Origin of the sequence: Porphyrobacter sp. SLTP (genome assembly GCF_009905735.1) — a bacterium.
Taxonomy (GTDB): Bacteria; Pseudomonadota; Alphaproteobacteria; order Sphingomonadales; family Sphingomonadaceae; genus Erythrobacter.
In genome coordinates, this window is the sequence record NZ_JAAALE010000006.1 from 69097 (window position 1) to 92463 (window position 23367).

Sequence of the window (23367 nt, forward strand, 5' to 3'; positions counted from 1 at the left end):
GCTCAGTTCGCCTTTTCGCGCCGCGACGGACGCGACCAAACCAAAACATGGCCGTTGTCATCGCCCTTAAACAGGCTGGCCCGCAGCGGCTGCAAGAATGAGGGATCATCGATCTGCACGCTGACATAGTCGCCCGCTTTCTCCCCGACATGCTTCCAGCCTGCGCCGATTTCGCGCGCGTCTTCATCTTCGCCAGCAACCACACGGAAGTCCGGAGCATTCTCGCTGTCCGACGGGTCTGCCGGGACGAGTGAGATCTCAATGCTAAGCGACAGCGTCCGCAGTTGCCCGCTGTAGCCGCCGTCGGCGGCACGAAAAGTTCCGATACGCATGGGTTCAATCTCCTTGGGTTGAGCGTAAGGAAGTGTCGGAGGCGCGCGGGTCGGCGAACCAGACATGGTCGCCATCGCCCGCTTCATCGGTCCAGACTGGGGTTGCGCGACCAATGACATGGGTCAGGCGCAGCACGCCGAAATAGCGCCCATCGAAACTGTCGGGCGCTGCCGGGTTCATCACGAATAGCTCGCCGGTGCGCAGCACATGGCAGCCGGCCCAGGTCGGCAGTGGGCGCCCCAGACTGTCCGACGGACGCGCCGCGCCGACATATTGGCCGTCAATCGTAATGCTCAAAGCATCACGGCAGACGCGCTGACCGCGGACAGCCGCGATGCGCTTCAGCAGCGGGATGCCTGTCGGGAGGTAATGCCGCTCGGCGAGCAATCGGCGCAGTTCGGGCGGCGGCTCAATGGCGATCCGCTCGCCGACGTGCAGGCTCGCCTTGCCACGGATGGCGTAGAGTCCGGTGGGGACCGAGGCAGTCGCATTCCACAAGGCGAAGCGCGCGACTGGCACGGCCAATGTCGTGAGCGTTGCGCAACCTACGATGGCTGCAAATATCATGCTGCGCCGCTTCATGGCCGAAGTGCCTTGCGCTGGAGCCAGGCTTGGTGCCGCGCGGGCGTGTAATCACGCGAAGTTAGTCGGCCCGCCATCCTGTTGTGGATGTGTCTCCAATGTTCCGGAGCAACATCGCAGGGGTCTATGCCAGACGCTTCGATGGCATCGATTAGCCGGAAAACTTGCGCGACCTTGGGCCAGCCATGGACCGAAAGCAGCAGCGCGCCGCCGGGGTCGACCTGCGGCACGGTTGCGCAATGCTCGCCTAAGCTGACAGCTTGTACGATGTCCAAGGTTGAACGGACGGTGCCATAATCGTTGGACGCCCAGCGGACCAAGGCGAACACCTGGCCCGCCATATAACTTTCGATCCGTTTGCTACGGCTGAAGATCCGTTCGGCAACGGGCTTACCGAATTTGATCCAATCCTCATGCTGGCCTTCGCGCCAGACCAGCGTCACATGGGTCAGCTGCGGGTCATCGCTGGTCTTCGTATCGGAAGGCCTATCGGACGATCCGCCGCTATTTATCCACAGCCGCGCAGCCGTTAGCAAGAATCCGAAGGATTCTTTGTTAGGATAGTTAAGGGCGCAAATTGCTGAGGTTTTCCGGGGCTTTGGAAGGCGTTTCGGTTCCCGATAGTCCGAACTTCCGGTTCCTGATGGTCCGAGTGTGGCGGTTCCTGATAGTCCGTGCTGCATCATGACATATCCACAGGGTGACGGTTGGTGGTCCGCAGACCGAGACGGCGCATTGCGGCGTCGAACGGATCGGGCCGGACAGCGACAAAGTTCAGCCGTTCGCGGCCGAGCGCATGTTCGATGGTAAGCGTGTATCCCGGCAGCGCTTGGCGGCGGACGATGTCGCGCAGCTCGAATGCGAAGCGTTTGGGCGGGGAGAGCGCACCTGACTTCATGTGCAGATGCTGGAAGTCGAAGCTCCAGCCTCCGCGCTGCTTGCCGCCATGCTTGCGCACGAGGCGGTAAAGCCAGCGCTCCAGACCACCGGTCAGTGCGAAGTAGTCGGCATCAATGGTGAGCACGAGCGCCTGATTGATCACGCCTTCGTAGAACCAGTCAGGAATGATCATCTCGATCCCGAGCGCGCGTCCGAAATGGTCGAGACGCTCCTTCCATTCATTGATCCAAGAAAAGCGGTGCCGCCGCCGCGCGTCATGCTGGCGGATAGAGGTCGCGATGGTGGTGGATTGCAGGCGATCCAGCCCGGCCTTCAGCCGCTCATAGCTGGCTTTGCCTGTGCCCCGCCGGGTGAAGGCAAGGATCTCGTGCGGGGTCGCGGCGATCAATCGCGAGGTAGGCCGACCGGCATCGCGCGCTTCGACGATCTGGCTCGCCACCCAGATGAGGACGTCAGCGTCCCAGATGGTTGCCATGCCATGTTCGGCAGTTGCCTCGACGAGGATCGAAACATCGCCCATCCGGAAATCGATCGGACGGACCCGCTTCGATTTGGCGATGCTAAAGAACGGCCAGGCCATCAGGTCCTGCGCGTCGCGCGCGGCAATATCGCGGCCCTGGGACACGAACAGGTCAAGTTGCGCAGACTTGGCTGGGAAGGCGGACAGGTGTCGCATTGCGTGGCTCAGCGCCGGACCGGCGGAGTATAACCATCAAGCCGCTTGGCTGGGTGGACGATGCCTTTGCCGGGATCGCTGGTTGACCGCCGCAGCCCTTGCTCTGCCCATGCATCTAGATCTGTCACCGCATAAACGATCCGGCCACCGAGCTTGCGATAGACCGGCCCCGTCCCGAAACAGCGGTGCTTTTCGAGTGTGCGAGCCGAAAGTCCGAGGTGCACTGCAGCATCAGGCGTCCGCAAAAATCGTGCAGTCACGGGGGTGGGTCTGGCATCCATGGCAAGGCTCCGGCGAAGGTTGGCAGCAGCAGCGGGCTGTTGCTGGGGTTCGCGAGCTTTGGCGGAGGATTGGCATGGGCAGGGAGTGACCGAATGCAGGTGACGCAATCTGTCACCCCGGATGTCTCGGTCAGCGGTGTAAGAGAATATCGCGATATCCGCCGAAGACGAGGCTACGCGCTTGGGCGATCAGCCGAAGAACCTGCCGCCGCTCACTCGAGGCTTTCCAGGTCGCTCCGACAAGAGGACGGTGGTTGGGGAAGATCAGGCCGTAGGCGAGGTCACGAGAAGACGCACCCGCCCCGAGCGCATCGTGAATAGCAAGGAAGCGGCTCAACCGCAGCCGTTGATTGTGCGTGATGACGTGAGCGCCTTGGGATGTGGAGCTGGAGGCGCGCGTTATCAGATGCATACGCGTGACAGCTGCGATGCGCAGTTCATAGGTCTCATCGCACGGTATCGAGACGGCGGGAACGGGCAGGGCGGCTCGGTATCGAATGCAAAGTCGCAGCCTGCAGCTGCCCCTCGTATAAACGAGATATTTGCCGACTGATGTCGATATCTCTGCCAGCGGCTTCCAGCTCGACAGCCACATCAGCGGGAGGTCCGGTTTAGAAGTTTCGACGATGATCACGTCGGGCGATGCGCTGGGCGACCAATGGGCCGGGCTCTGGCGCGGATTTGCTTGCGGATCGGTGGGGAAAGCTCAGGCCCCATCGCCGGGACAGGCCCTCCTTTTCATGGTGTTCGACCGATGGGAAGCGAGCAATGCGCTCTTTAGTTTCGGCATAATCGCGGCGGTAATCAGCATTACGGTGCAGGAATTCCTGCGCGAAGTCCGCATGGTCGTGATCGCGATATTGATACGCGGTCGATGGTGACCGCCATGACGAACCACCGGGCATAAAGACCCCTGCAAAGCACAGGCAAAAAGGCCAAGCATCAAGTCTTTGTTAACCAACGGTAAGCCGCAAGTATCAAAATCTGGGGATGCTTATGCCCGGAGGCGCAGAAATTCTGACGGAGCGTTTAGGGCAAGGGGGCCGATCTGTGTCCGAGAATTCAGCCTTTTTGTTCTTTCTCAAGCAGATGTCGGTAGCCGTGGGACGTCATCCAGCGTGCTCGGTCGAGGTGGGTCTCATGGACCTGATGCGCCCGGACCGGTTCCAGGGCAGGATCGATCCCAAAGACGATCTGCACAACTTCAGTCCATTCCGCGCCTTCGTCGGCGGCGTCAAGCAGCCGTAAATACGTGACAAAATGGCGTTCGTCATACGGCGTTACCGTATCCAAGAGGGGCGGGCTGTTTTCGAAAGAAGCAATCGTCATGGTCCGAGCCTTTGGTTCCGACTCGTTTCTGCATCCACAGTCTCTTAGCACCAAGACACACCAAAATGGGGAAAACTTGGCTTGTTCGACAACGGGCAGAGAATTGTACCTTTTCGCGGATAACCCGTGCGCCTTGCAAGCCTGCTGAACTCAGCCGAATTCCAGTCGTGAAGAGTATACTCCGTGGTTAAATACTCTGCAACGGTGGTGAGTTCGTGCAATGAAATTGCGCGAGGTCCTGGCTGCGAATCTGAAACGCTATCGGTTGGCTGCTGGCCTGTCGCAAGAAGAGCTTGCACATCGGGCACATCTCGATCGAACCTATGTCAGCAGCCTTGAGCGTGGACGCTACAGTGCCTCGGTCGACAAGCTTGAGCATCTATCCACTGCGCTCGGGATTGAAGCGTCAGAACTCCTTGTGAGAGTGACGTCAGCAAACGAATGAGAATGCCGGAAGCCCCGCCCGGCAGGTGCCGGGCGGGGCTGGCTGTGGTCAGTCGCCGTTGGTGCGGCGGGCGCGCGACCAGATCAGATTGAAGCTCTTGCCGTCTTCGTCGTCGAAGAGGTTGGCGAAGATTGGGGCGGTGAAGCTGGGGTCGTCGAGCTTCACCGAGAGATAGTCGCGGCCTTCGTTCGAGGTCTTGGTCCAGGCGGCGCCGATTTCCGCGCGGCCGACGAATACCCGGTGCGACGGTGCGTTTTCGTTATCGCTGGTTTCGGGGACGATGCGGACGTTCTTCTGCTGCACCGACATAGTGACGATCTCGCCCTTGTATTCGTTGCCGGTCTTGGTGAAAGTTCCGATGTTGGCCATGATGATTTCCTTCAAGTTGGTCGAACCCGCGCCCATCGCGGCCTCGATGGCTGGTTCAAGGCAGGGGCTTGCGCCCGCTGCACCGGGACGGCCGAAACGAAGTGGAGGACGGCGGCCAGACGGCTTTCTTGTTTCGCGAGGAATGGGCGGCACGCGCAGGGGAAGAAAGTCGGCGCAGACGGCGTTGCAGCAAGGGATCAAGCGGCGAAGCCATCCCCTGCCAACCAAAGCCATTGAAGAGGCGGCATTGGGTTCGGGTCATACTTGTCCGGGAGAAATGGCACTTCCCGTACTTTCAAGACCGAATTGCGATGAGAAAGGTGTCGTCACACGGGGTGCTTGCCGGGCGTCGCTGCAATCGCAGATACCGGCAACGGCCATGCGCCACTTCGCGCCTGATCGAGCTACGCCCAATCGGTCCACCACTGGCTAGCTTGAAACTGGCTGCGAATTCCCGGTCTCGCTCTGCCCCTGAAAACGCCCAGACCAACCTGACCCAAGACGAGGCAGGCAGAAACTGCCACTTGGTCACACCGCCTGCCTCGTACCGGCTGAATCGGCCGTGCCAGCCCCGCCCGGTACCACTGGGCGGGGCTTGGAAAATGGCAAAGCTAAGGGCGGGCTCGGCTCCATTGCGTCCAGGATGCTGCCGCGATTATCGCAGCGCCAAGCAGTGATAAGGCAATTTGCCATGCGCTCGGCGGCATAGTCGCTGCAGCGATGCCATGGACTGCGTGATAGCCTGCAATTGCTGACGGCGCGGCAAAGGCGACGCCGACCGCGGCACGTGTCAAGTCGGACTTAGCGAACGCAAGTGCTAACCGGGCTGCAGCGAGCAGGATGATCGCCGATATGGCTGCGGCGGCGAGCGCAGCGAGAATGCCGCTGTCGGTGCGATAAGTCGCCGAACCGGCAAGAAACGCGACGAACAGCGGCAGGGCGTAGATCGAAAGGCGAAATAGAAGCGCGCAGCACAGAAATACTGCGACGATTATTAGGGCAAAGCCGATCAGCATGGCGTCCTCCTTGGAACCAAGGGTAAGGGACGCGCTCTCCACCTCCACCGCAGCGCAATGTGCAGGAAATTAATAGCAGAGATGCGCGACGGCTGGAATGCCTGAAGGACATCCAGCCATGCGGCGCAACGCGATTTGGCGCGGTCAGGGGTTGAACGGGTCATATTCATGGATGACGCTGTCGGCATCGCCATCGAATTCGGCGGTGGGAACGGCGGCATAGCCATTACCGGCTTGGAACAGGGTAACGCAGACCATTAGTGTGCGGGCGAGGCTCCAAGCGTGACGCTGTGCGACGGTGAGTGACATGTTCGAGCTCCTGTCTCGGAGCAGGGACCATCCCCGCTCGACAGGCCCCGGACAGACGGCGCAAAGCCGCAATCACCACGAAGGTGCAGCCGCAGTGGCCGCACGCAGAGCGTAGCGGACCCTTTACGGGTTGATTGAAGGAGGCTTGGGGTCGGCCAACGGATTGGCCTCAAAGAGCGGGGTGGATGTTGCGTTAAGGTAGTCGGCGAAATCACTGCGTCGCGAAAATGCGGAATATGCGGTGCTTAATCAGCGGTTAGACGTATGCCGAATTGCCGAGGCCACTTGGGTATGCGTTTGCATAGGCAACGAAGTGATGATCGTGCTAGCGTAGCCTATAGAATCAATGCTTTCGGCTCGCTGTTGACTGGGTATTTATATGAGGCGTGTTAAGACAGGTTGGGTGGCGCAACGCGCGAATGGCCAGAATTGGGCCACCGACCAAGGCACAGCGGACGGCATTTATGTTGTTGGAACAGCAGCACGAGCCATTTTTCACTTGGCAGGGTCTGTCGATGCAGAAGCAGGTCCGCTCTTCGATATCCCCACTGATCCGGTCTTGCTGCGCGAGCTAGCCACTTCTCTCAATGAACTCGCAGCTTGGAAAGAGCGCGGCGCGTGGGGCAAACTCCATTCCTAGATCGAGGTAGGTAACTGGTTGGATATCAAAAAAGAGGCGGCCTTTCATGAGGCTGGGCACGCAGTTATGGCATATCTTGCGACGTACCATGGTTTGGTCGCCGGGATCGATCTTAAGGATTATGGTGCTGGCGAAATCTATGTCGGTCTACTTAAGAGCAAATGCGTCTCTGCAGGAGTGCCCGCGACGGCAGAAACGGCGAAACTGCCCGAAGTCGCGATAGATCTCGGGCGTGTTTTGGTCGCAGGCCTTTTGGCCGAATTAATTGCTGCCGAAAGAGACGAGTCGCTCACCCCAGACCCTACTTGTGCGCGGCCTGACCACGACCTTATGCGTCAACAATTGATGAATGCCGGTCTTTCGAAAAAGTTCGATCGTTTGGAAGTAGCAACGCGTAGTACTCTTGAAGAAAACTGGTCGGCGGTGGATGAACTTGCTGAATTCCTATTGATCCATAAGTCCGCCGACATATCACAAATTGAAGCAATCATTGGCCCCAAGCTGTCCTGCAATAATTGATCGTTCATTCAACAATTAGCCGATAATTCAGCTTCCTGCAGGAACGGAAGGGCCTTACTCAATCGCCCATACCAAAACCCCCATCTTGCGCGCCTTGTCGACCAAATTGGCATTGATGCCATTGCCCGGGCAGGCGACCACGGCCTTGGGCAGCGCTTCCAGCATCTGATCGTTGCGCCGGAATGGTGCCGCCTTCTTGAACCGATTCCAGTCTGGCCGGAACGCGACATGTGTGATCTTGCGATTGCGCGCCCATAGCGAAGCGATGTGTTCGCCGCCGGTGGGATTGCCGCCGTGGAACAGGACCATGTCTGGATATTTGGCGAGCACCTTGTCCAGGACGGCCCATATCCGGTTGTGGTTCTGGTAGTCAGGACCGGACGTAAACGCGATGCGCGTGCCCACCGGAAGCAGCGGCTCAGTCTCTGAACGACGCTTCGCAGCGAGAAAATCCCGGCTGTCGATCATGGCGGCTGTCATAGTGCGATGATTTACGAGTGACCCGGTGCGCGGGGTCCAGGCCTTGCGGAAATGCAATTCGAACTGGTGTCCGGCGGCATCACGCATAAATTCCATCGCATTGCGGCGTTCGATCAGACCGATGCCTTCGCGAAGCAGGCGCTCAAGTTCGACCGATTTGACTTCCGAACCATCCTGCTCGCGCTGGCTGCGCTTCTGGGCATCTTCGTTGTCGTCGAGTTCGCGTTGGATCCGGCCTTCGGCGCGGTGGAAGAGGTTGGCGAGCGACCAGCACAGGTCCTCCAGATCGGGTTCAAGCCTGGTGTCTATCATGGTGGCGATGAGAGCATCGAACATGTCCGCGACGGCGCCAGCGGCGATGCGCTCTTCGGGGAGCGGTCGCGGGTCGGCTTCGTCGGAGAAGGGGCGATAGCCGTAGAGGGCGATTTCATCGAGGAGATGGGCGGTGGCTGAGGTTTCGTGTTCGGGTTCTGAATCGGGCGTGATGGTCATTGCGTCGGTCCTTGGGGCCATGGGACCGGGCACCTTGCCCGGCCTTCATGGGCGTCCCTCTGACCGGCTGCTGCGAGGCTGCATCCGCATGGACCGAAGCGCAGCGCAGGATGGCGGACGGGCGGCTATTTTGGTTCGCGATGGAAAGGCGCGGATGCGCCGCCGGAAAATAGCCGCATGACCGCCATTGCGGCCTCGCGGCAGCCGGTCTCTCGGACGCCGCTCGAAGAAGGCCGGGCTGGGCCAGGTCTTGGCTCAAGTCCTATGCACGCCGCCATCGCCCATCGTTCAACCCCGTATCGGCTCAGCCAATGTCGACGGAAAAGCGTGTCTGATCCTGCTCTCGGAGATGATGGCGGACCCGTTCCGCCAGTGCAGCAACGCCATGCTGGCGGAGGTCGTCATTGAGGTCAGCGAGGTCAGGCATAAGTGATACGAGTTGGATCCCTGCTGCCTGGGTGCGCTCAGCGAGGACACCAAACGCTGCGTCGCCTGCAGCATCGCGGTCGCGCGCGACATAGAGTCGCCGGAGTGTCTGCGGGAACAAGATCGCTGCGAGGTGGGCTGACGATGTTGCGGCGACCATCGGCATGGTTGGCAGAACCTCGCGCAACGACAGCATGGTTTCGATGCCTTCGCCTGCGATCATGACATCACCCGCAGTTCCGAACCTTACGGCGTTGCCGAGGATGTTGCCCATCGCCCTCCGCGGCGATGCGACTTTGGCCTTCGCGCTGCCGAATGGATCGAGCCAGGTTCGATGGGTGCCGGTCTGCACGCCGTCGTTGTCGGTTACTGCTGCAATCAGTGCCGGGAAAGCGCTTGGTGTTGCTGGATCATCGTCCTCGTTCGGTTTGTAGTAGCATCGCGGATGAAAGCGCAGGGCTGGCAGGTCAGATACGCGTGTGATGCCACGTGATCGCAGGTAGGTGCTCGCCATTGATCCAGTCAGTGGTTTCGAGGCGGCAAACAGGCGTATGGCAGCGGTCGTGGATCCTGCGCGCGCCGGCTTGGCGAATGACGCGGCACTGCGCTGATCGTCCGAAGCCGAGGGCGGCAGGCTGAGGAAGCGTTCGGCTTCCTCAATGGTTTCGGACAGACGCCCATGCCGCTGGTTGAGCCGGATGAGATCAACGAGATCGCCATGCTCACCGGTTGCGGCATCGACCCAATTTCCAATCGCGCCGCGTTCGGTTTCGAAGAGGCGAACGTAGAGACTGCGCCCGGGCGTTCCCGCGACATCGCCAACCATCCAGTAGCGGCCTTCGCGCCTGCCTGCGGGCAGATAATGGCGGCAGACGGCCTGCACGTTCTGCGCAAGGTGCTCGGACAATTCTGCCGCACGCGTGGAGAGCTTTGCCATCTCAGGCAGCCTTTCGATCAAGAATTCGGGCCAAGGGGTGCCGTTCAAACAGCCGCTCGAGCACAGCCGACCCTGTCACCACGTCGTCAGGCACGAACAGACGCAGTTTCCAGCTGATGATCTCGGAAAACAGCCCCATGGCTTTGAGCCGGTCGACCGCCGAGGATCCGAACCCGGTGAGTTCGATCCGGTTCACCTGCATCAGCCGCGACCGGCGCAGTTGCAGCCCATCGGCAAGGTCGAGCATGGCTTGGCCTTCACGAAGCAATGCGAGTGCCTGTGGTGGCGAAAGCAAGGGTGCTTCGGGCTTGGCCGTCGTACCCGCTGCCCATGCTGCGGACACCCTGCGCCCGACAATGCGGGTGCCATCATCGGCCTGGAGCCGGTAGACACGGGTCGATTCCTCGGGAAGCTGTTTCCAGATGGGGAGCAACAGGCCGGTGACGATGTGCAGTTCGCTTGTCGTGAACTCATCGACTTGTGCCAGCTCGTCCTGCCAGATTGTCGCGAATGTCCGCTCGTCCACCTCCTCCCAGTGGGTCTCGGGAAGGTGGGTCAGGGCGAAGTTCAGCCGCTCCATCGGCCTGATCAGCCGGACACGGCGTTCAACCTCGCCATCGTCGAGCATGAGGCTGCGAGCCGGCAGCTGGACTGCAGCGCGCCGCGAGCGGGCATTGACCAACAGCCGCGCGCTGGGTTCACGCCGAAGTTTGAGCGCCTTTTCGAGCGATACGGGCTGATTGCGTTCCTGCATTGCAATCGTAAGCAACCGGGTTTCTGCGCCGGTGGCCGGATGGACGTAGATCGGCTCGCTGGCTGTGATGGTGAAGCTTTCGGCTGTCAGCGTTTCCAGCCCGAGATCGTAACTGCCCGCCGCGATTGCGCTCTCGACCTTGGCGCTAAGCAACTGCTCGAATACCGTGAACAGCACGTTCTGCATGTCGATGGTGAGTGCCAGCAGCCGGTTCAGGAAAGTCGTGATCGGCGGCAACTCGTCTTTGAGGCACCCGCTGCTGTCGGTCAGCGACAGGCCGGTCATGCTCTCGAAGGTGGCGAGCGAGCACTGCTCGACCTTGCCGGCATAGATCAGTACATAGAGCTGGCGCAGGGCATCGCGGGCATAGGGGCTTTCGAGATTGTCTTCGGGGCGGAACAGCCCCTGACCACCGGTCTGCCGCTGCCCGCGCGTGATTGCACCCAGAGTGTCGAGCCGGCGCGCAATGGTCGACAGGAAGCGCTTCTCGGCTTGCACATTAGTGGCCACAGGTCGGAACAGCGGCGGCTGCGCCTGATTGGTGCGGTTAGTGCGGCCCAAGCCCTGGATCGCGGTATCGGCCTTCCAGCCAGCTTCCAGCAGATAGTGATGGCGGAGCCGCTGGTTCCTCGCGCCCAGATCGGCATGGTAGCTGCGTCCTGTGCCCCCGGCATCGGAGAATACGAGGATTTGCTTGCGATCCTCCATGAACGCTTGCGCTTCGGCGAGGTTGGCATGAGCAGGCCGGTTCTCGACCGCGAGCCGGTCGCCATTCGCATCGACCTTGCGGACGATCCGGCGCGAACGGCCGGTCACCTCGGCCACGATATCTGTCCCGAACCGCTGCACGATCTGGTCGAGTGCGCCTTGTACCGGTTCCATCGATGCCAATTGTTCGATCAGCCGATCCCGCCGCTGACAAGCCTCGCGGCACTGCACGACATTGCCATCCTCGTCATAGGCTGGCCTCGACGCGAGATTGCCGTCGCCTTCGGTGAAGCTCTCATGAAGCTGGGTCGGGAAGCTGTGGAGGAGGTAATCCAGAACATATTCGCGTGGTGTGATATCGACCTGAATGTCGTTCCACTCGCCCGGATCGATGTCGGCGAGGCGGCGCGACAGCAGCGCTTCCCCCGTCGAGACGATCTGCACCACAGCGGCGTGGCCATCGGCGAGGCCCTGCTCGATCGCGGCGATCAGCGTTGGCGTTTTCATCGCCGTAATGAGATGATTGAAGAAGCGCTGCTTGGCGGATTCAAACGCCGAACGGGCTGCTGACTTCGCCTGTGCGTTGAGCGTGCCCTCGCTGCTCGTGACGTTGGCGGCCTCCAGCGCTGCGTCCAAGTTGTTGTGGATGACCTGAAACGCCCCGGCATAGGCATCGTAGATGCGAACCTGGTCAGCGGTGAGCTGGTGCTCGAGCAGCTCATATTCGATGCCTTCGTACGACAGCGAACGGGCTGCATAGAGACCGAGAGCTTTCAGGTCGCGGGCGAGCACCTCCATCGCTGCGACCCCGCCCGCTTCGATGGCCGCGACGAAATCGGTGCGTTTGTCGAAGGGAAAGTCAGCGCCGCCCCACAGGCCGAGCCGCTGAGCATAGGCAAGGTTCTCGACCGTGGTCGCCCCGGTTGCAGAGACATAAACAATCCGGGCATTGGGCAGTGCATGCTGCAGGCGCAGTCCAGCACGTCCCTGCTGCGAGGGGGCGGAATCGCCCCGTTCGGATTTGCCGCCACCGGCATTCTGCATGGCATGGCTCTCGTCGAAAACAATGACCCCGTCGAAGTCGGTCCCCAGCCAGTCGACGATCTGCTGCACCCGGGAAACCCGGTTTTCGCGCGCGTCGGAGCGTAGCGTGGCATAGGTCGTAAAAAGAATGCCCTGCTCGAGCCGGATCGGCGTGCCCTGACGGAAGCGGGCGAGCGGGGTGACCAGCAAGGGCTCTTGCCCCAGAGCCTTCCAGTCGCGCTGGGCATCCTCGAGCAGCTTGTCGGATTTCGAAATCCAGACTGCGCGCGTTCGGCCCTTCAGCCAGTTGTCGAGCACAATCCCTGCCACCTGACGCCCTTTGCCGGCGCCGGTACCGTCGCCGAGGAACCAGCCCTTGCGGAACCGGACGGCCGTGTCGCAGTCATCGGGCGCAGCTTCCACCCTGTCCCAGGTTGCATCGACGGACCAGCTGCCGGCGAGATGGTCGGCATGGGCTTCGCCTGCATAGATCACCGATTCCAGCTGAGCATCGGACAGCAGTCCCTGTTCGACGATGCCAGCGGGCAGATGCGGGCGATAGGTCGGCTTGGGCGGCGCGACCGAGGACATCGCGGCTGATTGCACCAGACGCGTCGGATGTGGCTCAGCGCCAGCGATGCGGATCGACTGGAGCGTGTAGGGCTCATAGAGCGTATTCGTGAGCTTGCCGTCGGTCGGAGCACACCAGTCGATCACATCATAGCCGAGCGGCACGCCGGATGTCGCAGCGATCGGGGCTGCAGCCTGTCTCGGCTTTGGGCTGGCTTTGATCGCTTTTGAATTCCGGGCAGCGACCAGTGGCTGAAGAGCTGATGCGGCGATGGGCTGACGTGGCGGGAGGCTGTCGGCCAACCAGCGCCGCAAGGTCGCAAGATCGGGAGCAATGCCTGGCGACGCCGGAAATTGCGCCGCATCGTCTGCGGGAACCTTGTCGATCACGGTCAGCCGGGTTTCGACCGTAGTGCCGTGCGGTGCGAACACGCTGCCCACAATGCTCGCGCTGAACACGACCCGGGCGTTGTTCTGCATCCGGACGAAACCATCACGCCATGCCTTGTGATCTGGCGCGCAGTTGGCCCCGGTGATCGCGACGAGCCGTCCACCGTCGGCAAGCCGCGCCACTGCCGATGACAGATGCCGGATGGCTGCGTCGGCCACACGGGCTTCGACATTCAGCGCTGCCGAGAACGGCGGGTTCATGATGATGCAGCTCGGCACGAGGCTGGCATCGAGCCGGTCGTGGATCTGTGCTGCGTCGTGCATCGACACGTGCGAGCCTGCAAACAGGCTGCCAAGCAGGGCGGCACGCACTTCGGCAACCTCGTTCACGGCCAATCTGCATCCGGCAAATTCAGCCTGTACCGCCAGCAGTCCCGTGCCCGCCGATGGCTCGAGCACCAGCTCGCCCGGGAGGAAGTCTGCAGCAAACCCGGCCACCCATGCCAGCCCCAGCGGCGTCGAGAACTGTTGGTAGGCCTGCATTTCCTCACTGCGCCGGGTTTGCGTGGGGGCGAGCCGGGCAATCCGTTCGACCAGTTTCAGGCGTTCGAACGGATCGGCGGTCCTGGCATGGATTGCCAGGCCGTAGCGGCGCATGAACAGCAATTGCGCGACCTCGACGGCTTCGTAGGCGATCTTCCAGTCCCAGGCTCCTGTCGCATCGCTTGCGCCAAAGGCGGACTGCATGGCGGTGCGAATGGCGGGCGTGTCGATCCGGCGACCGGCGGCAAGGTGGCCGAGCAGGTCATGGGCTGCGGCGATGATCGCGGTAGCGGTTTGCTGCGGGCAAGCAGCGGCAAGTGGGCGCGCGGAGGCACCCGCCAAAGGCGAGTTGGTCATGTCGGAATTCCTTGTTTGAAGTTGGGGAGGTGGTGGCCGGATCAGGCAGGCGGAATATAGGCCTCGTAGGGATCGCCCGGCGCGAGGTGCCCGAACGGTGTCATCACATATTCGCCGTCGTCGCGGCCAACGGCGCAAAGAACGTAGCGGGTTTCGCCGCTGGCAACCTCGGTACATTCCATCAACGCGAGATCGCCCGCTTGTGCGGCTTTCAGCAGCGTCTCGAAATTGGCGCGGGCATGGTCAGGAATTGCCATGGCAAGGCTCCTTCATCGGTGAGGGGGGAAAGACGCGCGGGGCGACCCGGGCCGCCCCGCGCGAGCGAAGTTCATTCGGCAGCGATTGCGAAGGCGTCGTCGGCGTCCGCCTGTTCGGCATCATCCGCGAGGAAATCGGGCAGGTCGGCGATTTCAGCTTCATCTGCTTCGATCACCGGCAACCGCAGGGGTTCCGGCAACCAACCGGTGCCGCTCAGCAGCCGTTCGGCCTCGCGTGCCATGTCACCCTTCTTGAGATGTTCGATCAGGATTGCGGTCGCATCGCCCTTCGCTTCGCGGACCGCTTCAATAATCCGGGGTTTGGTCACCCGCCCGAGGTAGTTGTCGACTGTTGGCGTCCAGCCAGCCTCGGCCATGTCGAGCCCGACGACTGCTGCCAGAGCATCGGCGGCGGCAATGCGCTGCGCCACACCGTGCGCTGAGATGCGTCCGTCATAGCCCTTGCTCGGCTCAAACAGCGCGTTGACGCCGTGACTGACACAGTGGGCGAGCAGCGCCATCTGTTCATCCTGCGGCATTGCGGCGAGGGCGTCCCACAGCGCCTGTGGTTCATCCGGCAGCCTTTCACCCCAATGTTCGTGCCGCGCCTGGATCGACTGGCTCCAGACACTCTCGCGCAAGTTCGGTGCGACATTGCCGAGCCAGGCCTGGGTGACGCCGATCTGCACACAACCATGAGTCCCGTGGGGACGGAACACCGACAGGACGAGCGCATGGAGAAGGGCGAGGAAAGCCGCCTGCGGAGCGTTGGCCAGTGCATCGCGCAGAGCGAGCGTGCGTTCAGCAGTGAGTTCGGAAACGAGCCTGTCAGGTAGCGGTTTGATCGCCTCGTCTTCGTCGTCGTCACCGCCGGTCTGCGCCGCTTGCCCTGCCACGGTGACAGTCGGGCCATCGGACACGTCTGCGTTGGCATCGTGCGCACTGTCATTCTGGCCATCAGCGAGGGGTTCATCTTCAGGACGGACATAGCCGCGGTCGATCCGCAGGCGACCATCATGGGTCAGCGAAATGAACACGCCGGCGCGCGCCATGTCGTCTGGATCGTAAACCGTGGGACGACTGTTCAGGGCGGTCAGTTCGGCATCGATTGCGGTCAGCCGCGCATCGACTTCGCCGGGAAGGTCGCTGCCATCGCCGTATTCGTCGCCAATGCGGTCATATTCCTCGACCAGCACATCGCGCCGTGCCTGCTCGTCGTCGGTCAACGGAACGGTCGTGCCGACGATCCGGCGTTTGCCGCGCTCGCATCCATAGGGCAGGTCTATGGCGGCCTCGACCCATTTCCAGCCTTCGGCACCGATTTCCTGTGCGAGTTCCGAGAGCTTTTCGCTCACCAGCAATTCGACCAATGCGGGATCCTGCAACCATCCATCCTCGTCCGACGAAAACAGATCGCGCATCACATAGCCGCCAGCCTCGGTGTAGGCGTCAATGCCGATGAACCGGACGCGGCGGTCGCTTGCGGAGATCGCGTCTTCGGTCAGCAAGCGGCGGATGTGGTAAGCCGGCACATGGTGCCCCTGATTGACCTGTTCCCAGACCTGCTCCTGGCGCGCGTGGTTGTCGGTGACCGAGAAGGCCATGAGCTGTTCGAGCGTAATGCCGTCCTCACCATAGATTTCGAGCAGGGTGGGCGAGACCGAGGCAAGCCGTAGGCGCTGGCGTACAGTCGACACCGATACAAAGAACCGCGCGGCGATGTCTTCCTCGGACAGGCCCGCTTCGATCAGCGCGCTGAAGGCACGGAACTGATCGAGCGGATGCAGCGCAACGCGCATGACGTTTTCGGCGAGCGAGTCCTCTTCGGCGATCCCGGCTTCGCGCACGACGCAAGGGACCGGTTGATCCTTTGCCATCCGCTTGGTCTTCACCAGCAGTTCGAGGGCCCGGAAACGGCGGCCACCGGCCGGCACCTCGAACATGCCGGTTTCCTTGCCGTCGGCATCGAGCACGGGGCGGACGTTGATGCTCTGGAGCAGGGTCCGGCGGTAAATGTCCTCGGCCAGATCCTCGATCGAAAGGCCGGCCTTTACGCGGCGGACATTCTTCTGGCTCAGCACCAGCTGCGAAAACGGGATGTCGCGCGAGGCGCTAAGCACGAGCTTGGGCAATGTCTTGGTCATGGGGTTTCTCCATGACGGGCTGCCCGAAAGACTCTCTCTCAGGCTCGAACCCGTCACGAAGCGAAGCGCCGCCCTCTCACTCTGAGAAGGCAGCGCAACGCAAGAGTAACACGCTGGGCCCGGGGAGGCTTAGTGCAACCGGTCGAGCAACTTCTTGGCCTTGCCCTCCATGTCGAGCCGGGCGTCCTGATGGGCCTTGGACCGCGCCAATGCGGTGATGCCCTGCACGAAATCAAAGATCGATTCCGGCGGGCGGCCTTCCTCGGCGAGGACGGTCTCGATGATCCGGCCGGTTTCAGCCTTGGAGAATCCGCGCGCCCGGAGGAAATCCTGCCGGTCTTCGTCGCTACGGGCGACAATTCGCTCCCGCGCGGTCTTGATGCCGTTGATGAACGGCTGCGCCGACGAATTGGCAAAGTTCAGCAGCGCCGGCTCAGCTTCGTGGGCAAAGCGGTTCGCGGCATATTTGCTGTGGCGGATGCTGATCTCCTCGAAGTCCTCCACCCCCCACAGGTTGCGGTTCTGGCAGACCGCGCGCAGGTAGAAGCTCGCCATGCCGAGCGTCTTTGCGCCAACCTCGGAGTTCCAGCAGTAGAACCCGCGGAAGTAGAGATCGGGCGATCCGTCGGGCAGCCGCCCGGCTTCGATCGGGTTGAGATCATCGACCAGAAACAGGAATACGTCGCGATCCGACGCATAGAGCGTGGTCGTCTCCTTCGAGATGTCGACGTTAGGGTTGTAGACCCCGCTCGACCAGTCGAGCACGCCCGGAACCTTCCAGCGTGTGTCGCCGGTGCCGTTGCCAGCGATCTTCTGCACCGCTTCGACAAGCTCATGGTCGTAGATCCGGCCGTAGTCGGGGCCTGTCACTGCGCGCAGTTCGAGGCGGCCATTGTTGGTTTCGAGCGTCTTGATCTGCTCGGCTCGGTTGGAGGTCAGCCCGTATTGCAGATTGATCGCGGCGAGCGGCGCCGGAAGTTGGCGCAGATAGGCAGCAGGAGCGCCTACCTGGCTGGCCAATTGCCCAAAGCTCCAGTGAGTTGGCGTCACCGGTGCCTCGGCACCCGGCAACATGAGAGTCAGGCGTTCCGGATCATTGCGGTTTGCTTCGACATGGATCAGCGCCGTCTCGACCACGCGCGTCCGGCTCCGGTCAGACCGACCGCGCACTGATCGGGCCAGATCGCCCAGTGACAAAAACCTCTCGTCATCTGGGCGCGAGAACCACTCCGACGACACCCGACCCACGCGCGAGCCGCGCGAGACATCGACCTTGTAACCGCCGCTTGAGTCGCGGCGCGTATCGAGAACCTGCATATCCATGGTAAATCTCCATGACGGCTGGCCGGGAGCCTCTCTCTCGACCCTCATCCCGTCACGGCGAAGCCCGCCAGACTCTCACTCTCCCCCCTCAACGCTTAAAACCGCGCGAGCGGCCAGCGAGATCGCCAAAGTAAGAAACTGCACCCTGAACGAGGCGGAGCATCGCGTCATCGCTCGCGCAGGCGGAAAGCCGGGGCCTGTCGGCTTTCCTGGCTTGCGCTTTGGGCCATGTCCGCCGGATCAGAGTGCGTGCGGGGCCCCATGCGTCAGACACCGCGCCCTCAGGAGCAGGGCAGGCAGCCCTGCGGGACAGAGCGCGTCAGCAGCCCCACTCCTCGTTTCGGGGCGTTGCGGGGTGTCCCCGCTGAGGTGGGTGTGAAGAAGCCGCGCAGCGGCTTCGACCAGGGAGGAAACGTCCTCCCGCACATCGAAAATCAAGCCTCTACGCCATGCTACGAAACACGTTGATTACGTGGCGATTACGTGGCTCTCGACAGCCCCTTGGGAGGGGTGTATATTCGCACCTAAGCCGTTGAGAAGTTTGGTGGACGCACTTGGGCTCGAACCAAGGACCCGCTGATTAAGAGCGGAGCTTTGTGCCCTTTTCGTTCCTTTCCAATACTACGCCAAACTACGCTCAAGGGCTTGAAACGGTTGGAATAAATCCGCCGTGGATTACCCTTCGCTACGCCATCGTAATCCCGACATCTGATTACGTGGCGATTACGTGGACGAGCGCCAGATCATGCCGAATCAGTCAATCACATTGCGAACAATCCAGTCCATCACACCGGACCCGCACCGCGACATTTACGTGTGGGACCCCCGGTTAAAGGGCTTCGGACTCCGTATCACGCCAAGAGGCGCGCAGTCCTTTGTGTTCCAGTATCGGGTCGACGGCGGGCCTGCACGCCGCAAGACTATCGGCCCTGTCGGAAGTCCATGGACCCCAGCAACAGCGCGCAAAGAAGCCGAGCGGCTGCTGGTCCAAGTCTATCAGGGGATCGATCCGGTCGAAGCCAAGCGCGAAGCCAAGCGGAAAAAGGAGACGCTAAACTTTCGGACCTACAGCGAAAGGTTCGTAGAGCTCTATCTCAAGCCGAACTGGCGGGGGACGTGGGGCTCGGCGAATTGCACGATCAACAACGTGTTTATTCCCCGCTGGGGCAACCGTCCCGTCCATGAGATCACCCGCGCCGATATCGTGAAGGTGCTGGACGAGTATTCCGATCGCCCGGCGCGCCGCAAGGAGATCCACTCGCTCCTGCGCAAGTTATTCAACTGGGCGACCGACCGGCAGGATATCGATGTCTCGCCGCTGGCCGGGATGAAGGCGCCAAAGGCCGTCCCCTCTCGCCGCAGGGTGCTGAGCGACGAGGAGATTGTCGCTTTGTGGAGGGCGACCGAGAATTCCGGTTGGCCGTGGGGGCCTTTTGTCCGGATGCTGATCCTGACAATGCAACGGCGCCAGGAAGTTGCCGAAATGGACTGGTCCGAAATCGACCTCGATGCGCGTCGATGGACCTTGCCAGCCGATCGGGCGAAGAATGACCAGGAACACGTCATACCGCTTACAAGCCTCGCGCTCGCAGAGCTCCAGCTGTTGGGTCCGAAGCGGAAGGGCCTCGTGTTCACCACGACCGGGACCACCCCTGTGTCGGGCTTCTTCAAGGGACGGGCGGCGCTCCACAAGGATATGATCGCTTACCTGAAGGCCAAGCAGATCGAGGAGGGTGGAGATCCGGGGGACGTCGATGTTCCGAACTGGCGACTGCACGATATCCGCCGAACCGGGGCAACCCATCTCCAGTCGCTGAGAGTCCCGGTTGAGGTGACCGAAAGCGTGCTCAACCATATCAGCGGAACAAGGGCAGGGGTCGCCGGGATCTACAACCGTTACAGGTATGACGACGAGAAGCGGAGCGCTCTTGATGCATGGGATGCGAAGCTGCGGTCTCTCCTGTCGACATAGGCCATTGCAAGGCGCGGTAAGGTTCGAGACCATGGCTTGCTAAGGCTTTGAACCCGCGACGAACGCAGCGGAACAGGCGTGCTGCCTGGTTCTAGTTCTTCAACATTTGCCGCTGCACCGGATCAGGTTGCATCGCTGGCAATGTCCTGCTGCGACCTCGTATTCGCTTGCTGCGATGCGGCGATGAGCTGCTGCCCGTAAGCGAATGACCAGAGCATGAGGGCGGGCGTCCGGTCATTGACAGGGCGCTCGCTTTCCTTTGGACCGTGATCGCGCATCTGTCCTGCATCGAGCCTGAGGCACGCGAGGGCGATCTGGCTCCTAACCCACTCGGCGAAACGTACTGAACTGAAATTGCTGAACCGAACCGCCAGGTGTCAGATGTTCGTGGCGCTGTTCGTTCACCAATTCAAAGTCGGAGCCAAGAATAGTGGCGATACTCGCTGCGTCATGCCTCGCGACGGTCAGGCCGCTGCACCGCTCCGGGCCATCGGGCGCGAAAGTCCCGATGATAGCAATGCCATGACTTGCGAGAGCCGAACGCATCGCTTCCACATAGGCCTGTTGCTGCACGGGATCGGTGAGGAAATGGAACGCTGCGCGATCATGCCAGACATCGTATCGCGTGGTTGACCGCCACCGCGTAACATCGGCAATGATCCATTCGACCGAGTTGGACGCAGCCCCAAGCCTCGCCTTTGCAACGGCCAGCGCACTGGCTGACAAATCGAGAACCGCCACCGGTGCATATCCCGCATCGACGAGCGCGCCCGCTAGCCGTGACGCGCCGCCGCCAATGTCGATCACGCCGCCATGCCCCGGATAGGCAGCGGAAATCAGGTCAAGCGACAGCGCGGGTGTTTCCTCGAACCAGCTTACCTGCGCGGCATCTTTGGTTGCATACACGTTTTCCCAGTGGGAACTTGGCTCGTCGCTCAAAGGCTTGTCCTCATCATGCTGTCCGTCCCGGCCCAAAAAGGATCAATCCAGCCCCGGCGAGGCAAATTGTGGCTCCGATGACATCCCAACGGTCGGGCCGGGCACCTTCCACCGTCCAGAGCCAGATCAGCGAAGCAGCAATGTAAACACCGCCATAGGCTGCGTAGGCGCGCCCCGCGACGGGCGTGTCAACGAACGTAAGAAGCCACGCGAACAGTGTTAAGGAGACGATGCCCGGAAACACCCACCACACGGGCTTGTCGAGGCGCAGCCATGCCCAGAAAGCGAAGCAGCCCGCGATCTCGGCTAGCGCGGCAAAGGCATAAATGATTGCCGTTGGCAGGTTGGGCATTGTCATAGCTTCAATCCAAATCTCGGGCCGGCCCAGACCAATGACGCATAGAGCACCATTGTCAGAACGCACCCCGCAAGCAGCGCGGGCCAGAATCCGACACCACGCTTGAGTAGGGCAGGGATGACGAGAAACATCGGGAGACTCGGGAGCACATACCAGAACGTCGCGGCGGAATGCTCGGCCAGTCGCGCCACGTCTTGAGTGTCTCTCCACAGCCAGATCATGCCGAGCACTGAAATCAGCGGCAATGAGGCGATCAGCGCCCCGGTACCGGGATTGCGCCGGGCGGTTTCTGAAACGATCACAATGATGATTGCTGATGCTACGGCCTTGATGAGCAGATAATACATCAAGCTGTGTCCTTTCTGCGCGGAGCCAAGGTCTCGATGATCTTGCAATCGGCCACGGTCCCGTGACGGCAGGAACCGATCACCCGGTCGAGTTCGCCGCGCAGCGCGCTCAGATCGGCGATCTTGCGGTCGATTTCGGTAAGGTGGACGCGCGCAATCCCGTCAATTGCATCGCAGGATTGGGCCTTGTCATCGGACAGCGTGAGCAGCTCGCGCACCGCTTCGAGCGTAAAACCGAGATCGCGGGCGCGGCGGATGAACGACAGGCGCGCCAGATGATCATGGCCGTATGCACGATAGTTGGCGCTTGTCCGCGCAGGCGCCGGCAACAGCCCGATCTTTTCATAATAGCGCACGGTCTCGACCTTGGTCGCCGTGGCGCTTGCCAGTTCGCCAATTTTCATCGCCAATCCTCCGGGCTTGACCCTGTAGTTGCTACAGGGTGTAGATAGAGGGCCGACTCGCAGATTGTCGAGGAGGCAAGAAGATGGCTGATGATTGCTGCAAGGCCGCGTGCGGAACGACGGCAACGCTGAACGACCCGCGCTGGCGCAGGGCGTTGTGGATCGCGCTCGGCGTCAACGCCGGCATGTTCGCGGTGGAAATGGCGGCAGGGGCCGCTGCTGACAGCCGCGCATTGCAGGCTGATGCGCTCGACTTTCTGGGCGATGCCGCCAATTATGCGATCAGCCTGCTGGTCGCCGGGATGGCGCTGGCATGGCGGGCCCGGGCCGCGCTGGCCAAGGGTTTCACCCTCATCGGTCTGGGTGGCTGGGTGATGATCACAGCCATTCTGGCGGCATTGGGCGGGGCTGCACCCCAACCTGAACTGATGGGGATCATTGGCGCGCTCGCGCTGGCGGCCAACACCGGGGTCGCCATCATGCTCTATCGCTTTCGCACCGGAGACGCGAACATGCGCTCGGTCTGGATATGCTCGCGCAATGACGCGATCGGCAATATTGCCGTTATGGCGGCCGCGCTCGGCGTGTTCGGCACTGGCACCGCCTGGCCCGATCTTATTGTCGCTGCGATCCTGGCCCTGCTCGGGATCAGCGGCGGCGTTCAGATTGTCCGGCAGGCACGACGTGAGTTGGGGAGCGTGGCGGCATGAAAGTTTCGCGTTCGACACATATCGCGCTCAAGCCGGAAACTGTCTGGGCAGAAGTCCAGAAGGCGGGCCTGTTGCAGCATATTGCTTGGCCGCTGGTGCGCTTCATCCCGGTCGACGACGCGGCGTTCGAAAGCTTTCGACCGGGCGGGCGCTGCGAGGTCAAGCTCCGCCTCTTTGGCATAATTCCGTTCGGGACACAGTGGATTGTGACGTCCATGCACGATGCTGACGGCACCGACTGGCCCAAACGACTGCGTGACAACGGGCACAGTGCCCTCATTTCCAGGTGGGATCATTGGATCACCGTCATGCCGGAACCAAACGGCGGGACGCATTACAGCGACGAGGTCGAAGTTTCGGCCGGAGCCCTGACCCCGTTCATCTGGGCCTTCGCGCAAATCTTCTATTGGCACCGGCAGCGGCGCTGGCGGGGGCTTGCCAACAGCTTTGCTGCGCGGCGGGTGATCGCGGATGAAATGGCGGCATACCGGTCAGCATTGGAAGAAGGCGACGAGGATCGTGCCTGGCACCATCTGGAGCGGGTGCATATCGTTTCGCAGCCCTATCTTGGCCCACATCTCGCCAGTCATGGCGCCATGCTGGGGTTTGCGATCCGACGGCGCGATTGGAGCGAAATGCTGGGCCAAGTCATCCGGATTTTGCTGGCTCCGCTGGGTTCGCTGACGGGCCGGTTGCCGGTGGGTAATTCCGGGCGATCTAATGTGAGCGCGTTTGCGCCGATGCCGATACCTCCCGATCTGGCGGAAGCGTTGCGCCAGCAGGAACTGATTTCGTGACATCGCAGCTGTCAGATTGCTTGATTAACCCTTTCAA

General features: G+C 61.5%; 26 protein-coding genes. 5 read left to right on the forward strand and 21 right to left on the reverse strand.

Annotated elements, in window-relative coordinates; translation table 11 throughout:
• Positions 1 to 2: 2 nt before the first annotated feature.
• The 8 genes from GVM20_RS06720 to GVM20_RS06755 form a co-directional block, all read right to left on the reverse strand.
• Positions 3 to 332 (reverse strand): DUF736 domain-containing protein, encoded by a 330-nt coding sequence (locus tag GVM20_RS06720; RefSeq protein ID WP_166546525.1) that lies wholly within the window; start codon positions 330 to 332, stop codon positions 3 to 5.
• 4 nt (positions 333 to 336) lie between these two features.
• Positions 337 to 915, reverse strand: a complete 579-nt coding sequence (locus GVM20_RS06725) for a S26 family signal peptidase (protein ID WP_166546526.1) — start codon at positions 913 to 915, stop codon at positions 337 to 339.
• Complete coding sequence (locus GVM20_RS16285; RefSeq protein WP_234031891.1) at positions 912 to 1601, reverse strand: DUF2840 domain-containing protein; 690 nt, start codon at positions 1599 to 1601, stop codon at positions 912 to 914. Before GVM20_RS16285 ends, GVM20_RS06725 begins: the two co-directional genes overlap by 4 nt.
• Positions 1598 to 2491 carry a replication initiator protein A gene (locus tag GVM20_RS06735; protein ID WP_166546527.1) on the reverse strand — a complete coding sequence of 298 codons (894 nt, stop codon included), beginning with the start codon at positions 2489 to 2491 and terminating at the stop codon, positions 1598 to 1600. The genes GVM20_RS16285 and GVM20_RS06735 overlap by 4 nt, the downstream gene beginning before the upstream one ends.
• A gap of 8 nt (positions 2492 to 2499) precedes the next feature.
• On the reverse strand, positions 2500 to 2772 hold the full coding sequence (locus GVM20_RS06740; protein ID WP_066479195.1) for a helix-turn-helix transcriptional regulator: 273 nt from the start codon (positions 2770 to 2772) through the stop codon (positions 2500 to 2502).
• Positions 2773 to 2902: 130 nt separating this feature from the next.
• A complete protein-coding gene (locus GVM20_RS16435) occupies positions 2903 to 3406 on the reverse strand; it encodes a DUF2285 domain-containing protein (RefSeq protein WP_166546528.1) in 504 nt (167 codons plus the stop codon).
• Complete coding sequence (locus tag GVM20_RS16295) at positions 3384 to 3677, reverse strand: transcriptional regulator domain-containing protein (protein ID WP_234031892.1); 294 nt, start codon at positions 3675 to 3677, stop codon at positions 3384 to 3386. Before GVM20_RS16295 ends, GVM20_RS16435 begins: the two co-directional genes overlap by 23 nt.
• A gap of 157 nt (positions 3678 to 3834) precedes the next feature.
• The gene (locus GVM20_RS06755) at positions 3835 to 4101 is read right to left on the reverse strand and encodes a DNA -binding domain-containing protein (RefSeq protein WP_082731119.1); all 267 of its coding nucleotides are present in this window, start codon (positions 4099 to 4101) and stop codon (positions 3835 to 3837) included.
• 220 nt (positions 4102 to 4321) lie between these two features.
• Here GVM20_RS06755 and GVM20_RS06760 point away from each other — a divergent pair, with 220 nt between their 5' ends.
• Positions 4322 to 4546, forward strand: coding sequence for a helix-turn-helix domain-containing protein (locus GVM20_RS06760; protein WP_082731118.1), 225 nt, complete (start codon positions 4322 to 4324; stop codon positions 4544 to 4546).
• 48 nt (positions 4547 to 4594) lie between these two features.
• Here the strand turns inward: GVM20_RS06760 and GVM20_RS06765 are convergent, their stop codons facing one another.
• The 3 genes from GVM20_RS06765 to GVM20_RS06775 form a co-directional block, all read right to left on the reverse strand.
• Complete coding sequence (locus GVM20_RS06765) at positions 4595 to 4915, reverse strand: DUF736 domain-containing protein (protein WP_166546530.1); 321 nt, start codon at positions 4913 to 4915, stop codon at positions 4595 to 4597.
• A 611-nt stretch (positions 4916 to 5526) separates the two neighbouring features.
• Complete coding sequence (locus GVM20_RS06770) at positions 5527 to 5931, reverse strand: hypothetical protein (protein ID WP_166546531.1); 405 nt, start codon at positions 5929 to 5931, stop codon at positions 5527 to 5529.
• A 144-nt stretch (positions 5932 to 6075) separates the two neighbouring features.
• The gene (locus GVM20_RS06775) at positions 6076 to 6240 is read right to left on the reverse strand and encodes a hypothetical protein (RefSeq protein ID WP_156437709.1); all 165 of its coding nucleotides are present in this window, start codon (positions 6238 to 6240) and stop codon (positions 6076 to 6078) included.
• A gap of 658 nt (positions 6241 to 6898) precedes the next feature.
• Between GVM20_RS06775 and GVM20_RS06780 the strand changes: the two genes are divergently transcribed.
• A complete protein-coding gene (locus GVM20_RS06780) occupies positions 6899 to 7399 on the forward strand; it encodes a hypothetical protein (RefSeq protein ID WP_166546532.1) in 501 nt (166 codons plus the stop codon).
• A 54-nt stretch (positions 7400 to 7453) separates the two neighbouring features.
• Here the strand turns inward: GVM20_RS06780 and GVM20_RS06785 are convergent, their stop codons facing one another.
• The 6 genes from GVM20_RS06785 to GVM20_RS06810 form a co-directional block, all read right to left on the reverse strand.
• Positions 7454 to 8371: a DUF2493 domain-containing protein gene (locus tag GVM20_RS06785; protein ID WP_066479204.1), complete on the reverse strand. Its 918-nt coding sequence runs from the start codon at positions 8369 to 8371 to the stop codon at positions 7454 to 7456.
• Between the two features lie 304 nt (positions 8372 to 8675).
• On the reverse strand, positions 8676 to 9734 hold the full coding sequence (locus tag GVM20_RS06790) for a DUF7146 domain-containing protein (protein ID WP_166546574.1): 1059 nt from the start codon (positions 9732 to 9734) through the stop codon (positions 8676 to 8678).
• A gap of 1 nt (position 9735) precedes the next feature.
• A complete protein-coding gene (locus GVM20_RS06795; RefSeq protein ID WP_166546533.1) occupies positions 9736 to 14079 on the reverse strand; it encodes a strawberry notch family protein in 4344 nt (1447 codons plus the stop codon).
• Between the two features lie 41 nt (positions 14080 to 14120).
• Complete coding sequence (locus tag GVM20_RS06800) at positions 14121 to 14336, reverse strand: DUF6117 family protein (protein WP_166546534.1); 216 nt, start codon at positions 14334 to 14336, stop codon at positions 14121 to 14123.
• A gap of 71 nt (positions 14337 to 14407) precedes the next feature.
• Positions 14408 to 16480 (reverse strand): ParB/RepB/Spo0J family partition protein, encoded by a 2073-nt coding sequence (locus GVM20_RS06805; protein WP_166546535.1) that lies wholly within the window; start codon positions 16478 to 16480, stop codon positions 14408 to 14410.
• A 129-nt stretch (positions 16481 to 16609) separates the two neighbouring features.
• Complete coding sequence (locus GVM20_RS06810; protein ID WP_166546536.1) at positions 16610 to 17803, reverse strand: DUF932 domain-containing protein; 1194 nt, start codon at positions 17801 to 17803, stop codon at positions 16610 to 16612.
• Between the two features lie 727 nt (positions 17804 to 18530).
• Here GVM20_RS06810 and GVM20_RS06815 point away from each other — a divergent pair.
• Positions 18531 to 19775, forward strand: coding sequence for a tyrosine-type recombinase/integrase (locus GVM20_RS06815; RefSeq protein ID WP_166546478.1), 1245 nt, complete (start codon positions 18531 to 18533; stop codon positions 19773 to 19775).
• A 321-nt stretch (positions 19776 to 20096) separates the two neighbouring features.
• Here the strand turns inward: GVM20_RS06815 and GVM20_RS06820 are convergent, their stop codons facing one another.
• Genes GVM20_RS06820 through GVM20_RS06835 form a run of 4 tightly spaced genes read right to left on the reverse strand, consistent with a single transcriptional unit; the run spans position 20097 to position 21823 of the window.
• Positions 20097 to 20714 (reverse strand): class I SAM-dependent methyltransferase, encoded by a 618-nt coding sequence (locus GVM20_RS06820; RefSeq protein ID WP_166546479.1) that lies wholly within the window; start codon positions 20712 to 20714, stop codon positions 20097 to 20099.
• A 13-nt stretch (positions 20715 to 20727) separates the two neighbouring features.
• Positions 20728 to 21072: a YnfA family protein gene (locus tag GVM20_RS06825; protein WP_166546480.1), complete on the reverse strand. Its 345-nt coding sequence runs from the start codon at positions 21070 to 21072 to the stop codon at positions 20728 to 20730.
• Positions 21069 to 21419 carry a DUF3147 family protein gene (locus tag GVM20_RS06830; protein ID WP_166546481.1) on the reverse strand — a complete coding sequence of 117 codons (351 nt, stop codon included), beginning with the start codon at positions 21417 to 21419 and terminating at the stop codon, positions 21069 to 21071. Before GVM20_RS06830 ends, GVM20_RS06825 begins: the two co-directional genes overlap by 4 nt.
• Positions 21419 to 21823, reverse strand: a complete 405-nt coding sequence (locus tag GVM20_RS06835; RefSeq protein ID WP_166546482.1) for a MerR family transcriptional regulator — start codon at positions 21821 to 21823, stop codon at positions 21419 to 21421. Before GVM20_RS06835 ends, GVM20_RS06830 begins: the two co-directional genes overlap by 1 nt.
• An 83-nt stretch (positions 21824 to 21906) precedes the next feature.
• Between GVM20_RS06835 and GVM20_RS06840 the strand changes: the two genes are divergently transcribed.
• Together GVM20_RS06840 and GVM20_RS16300 are read left to right on the forward strand one after the other, a co-directional pair.
• Positions 21907 to 22533 (forward strand): cation efflux transmembrane domain-containing protein, encoded by a 627-nt coding sequence (locus GVM20_RS06840; protein WP_166546483.1) that lies wholly within the window; start codon positions 21907 to 21909, stop codon positions 22531 to 22533.
• Positions 22530 to 23330 (forward strand): DUF3703 domain-containing protein, encoded by an 801-nt coding sequence (locus GVM20_RS16300; RefSeq protein ID WP_234031888.1) that lies wholly within the window; start codon positions 22530 to 22532, stop codon positions 23328 to 23330. The genes GVM20_RS06840 and GVM20_RS16300 overlap by 4 nt, the downstream gene beginning before the upstream one ends.
• Positions 23331 to 23367 lie beyond the last annotated feature (37 nt).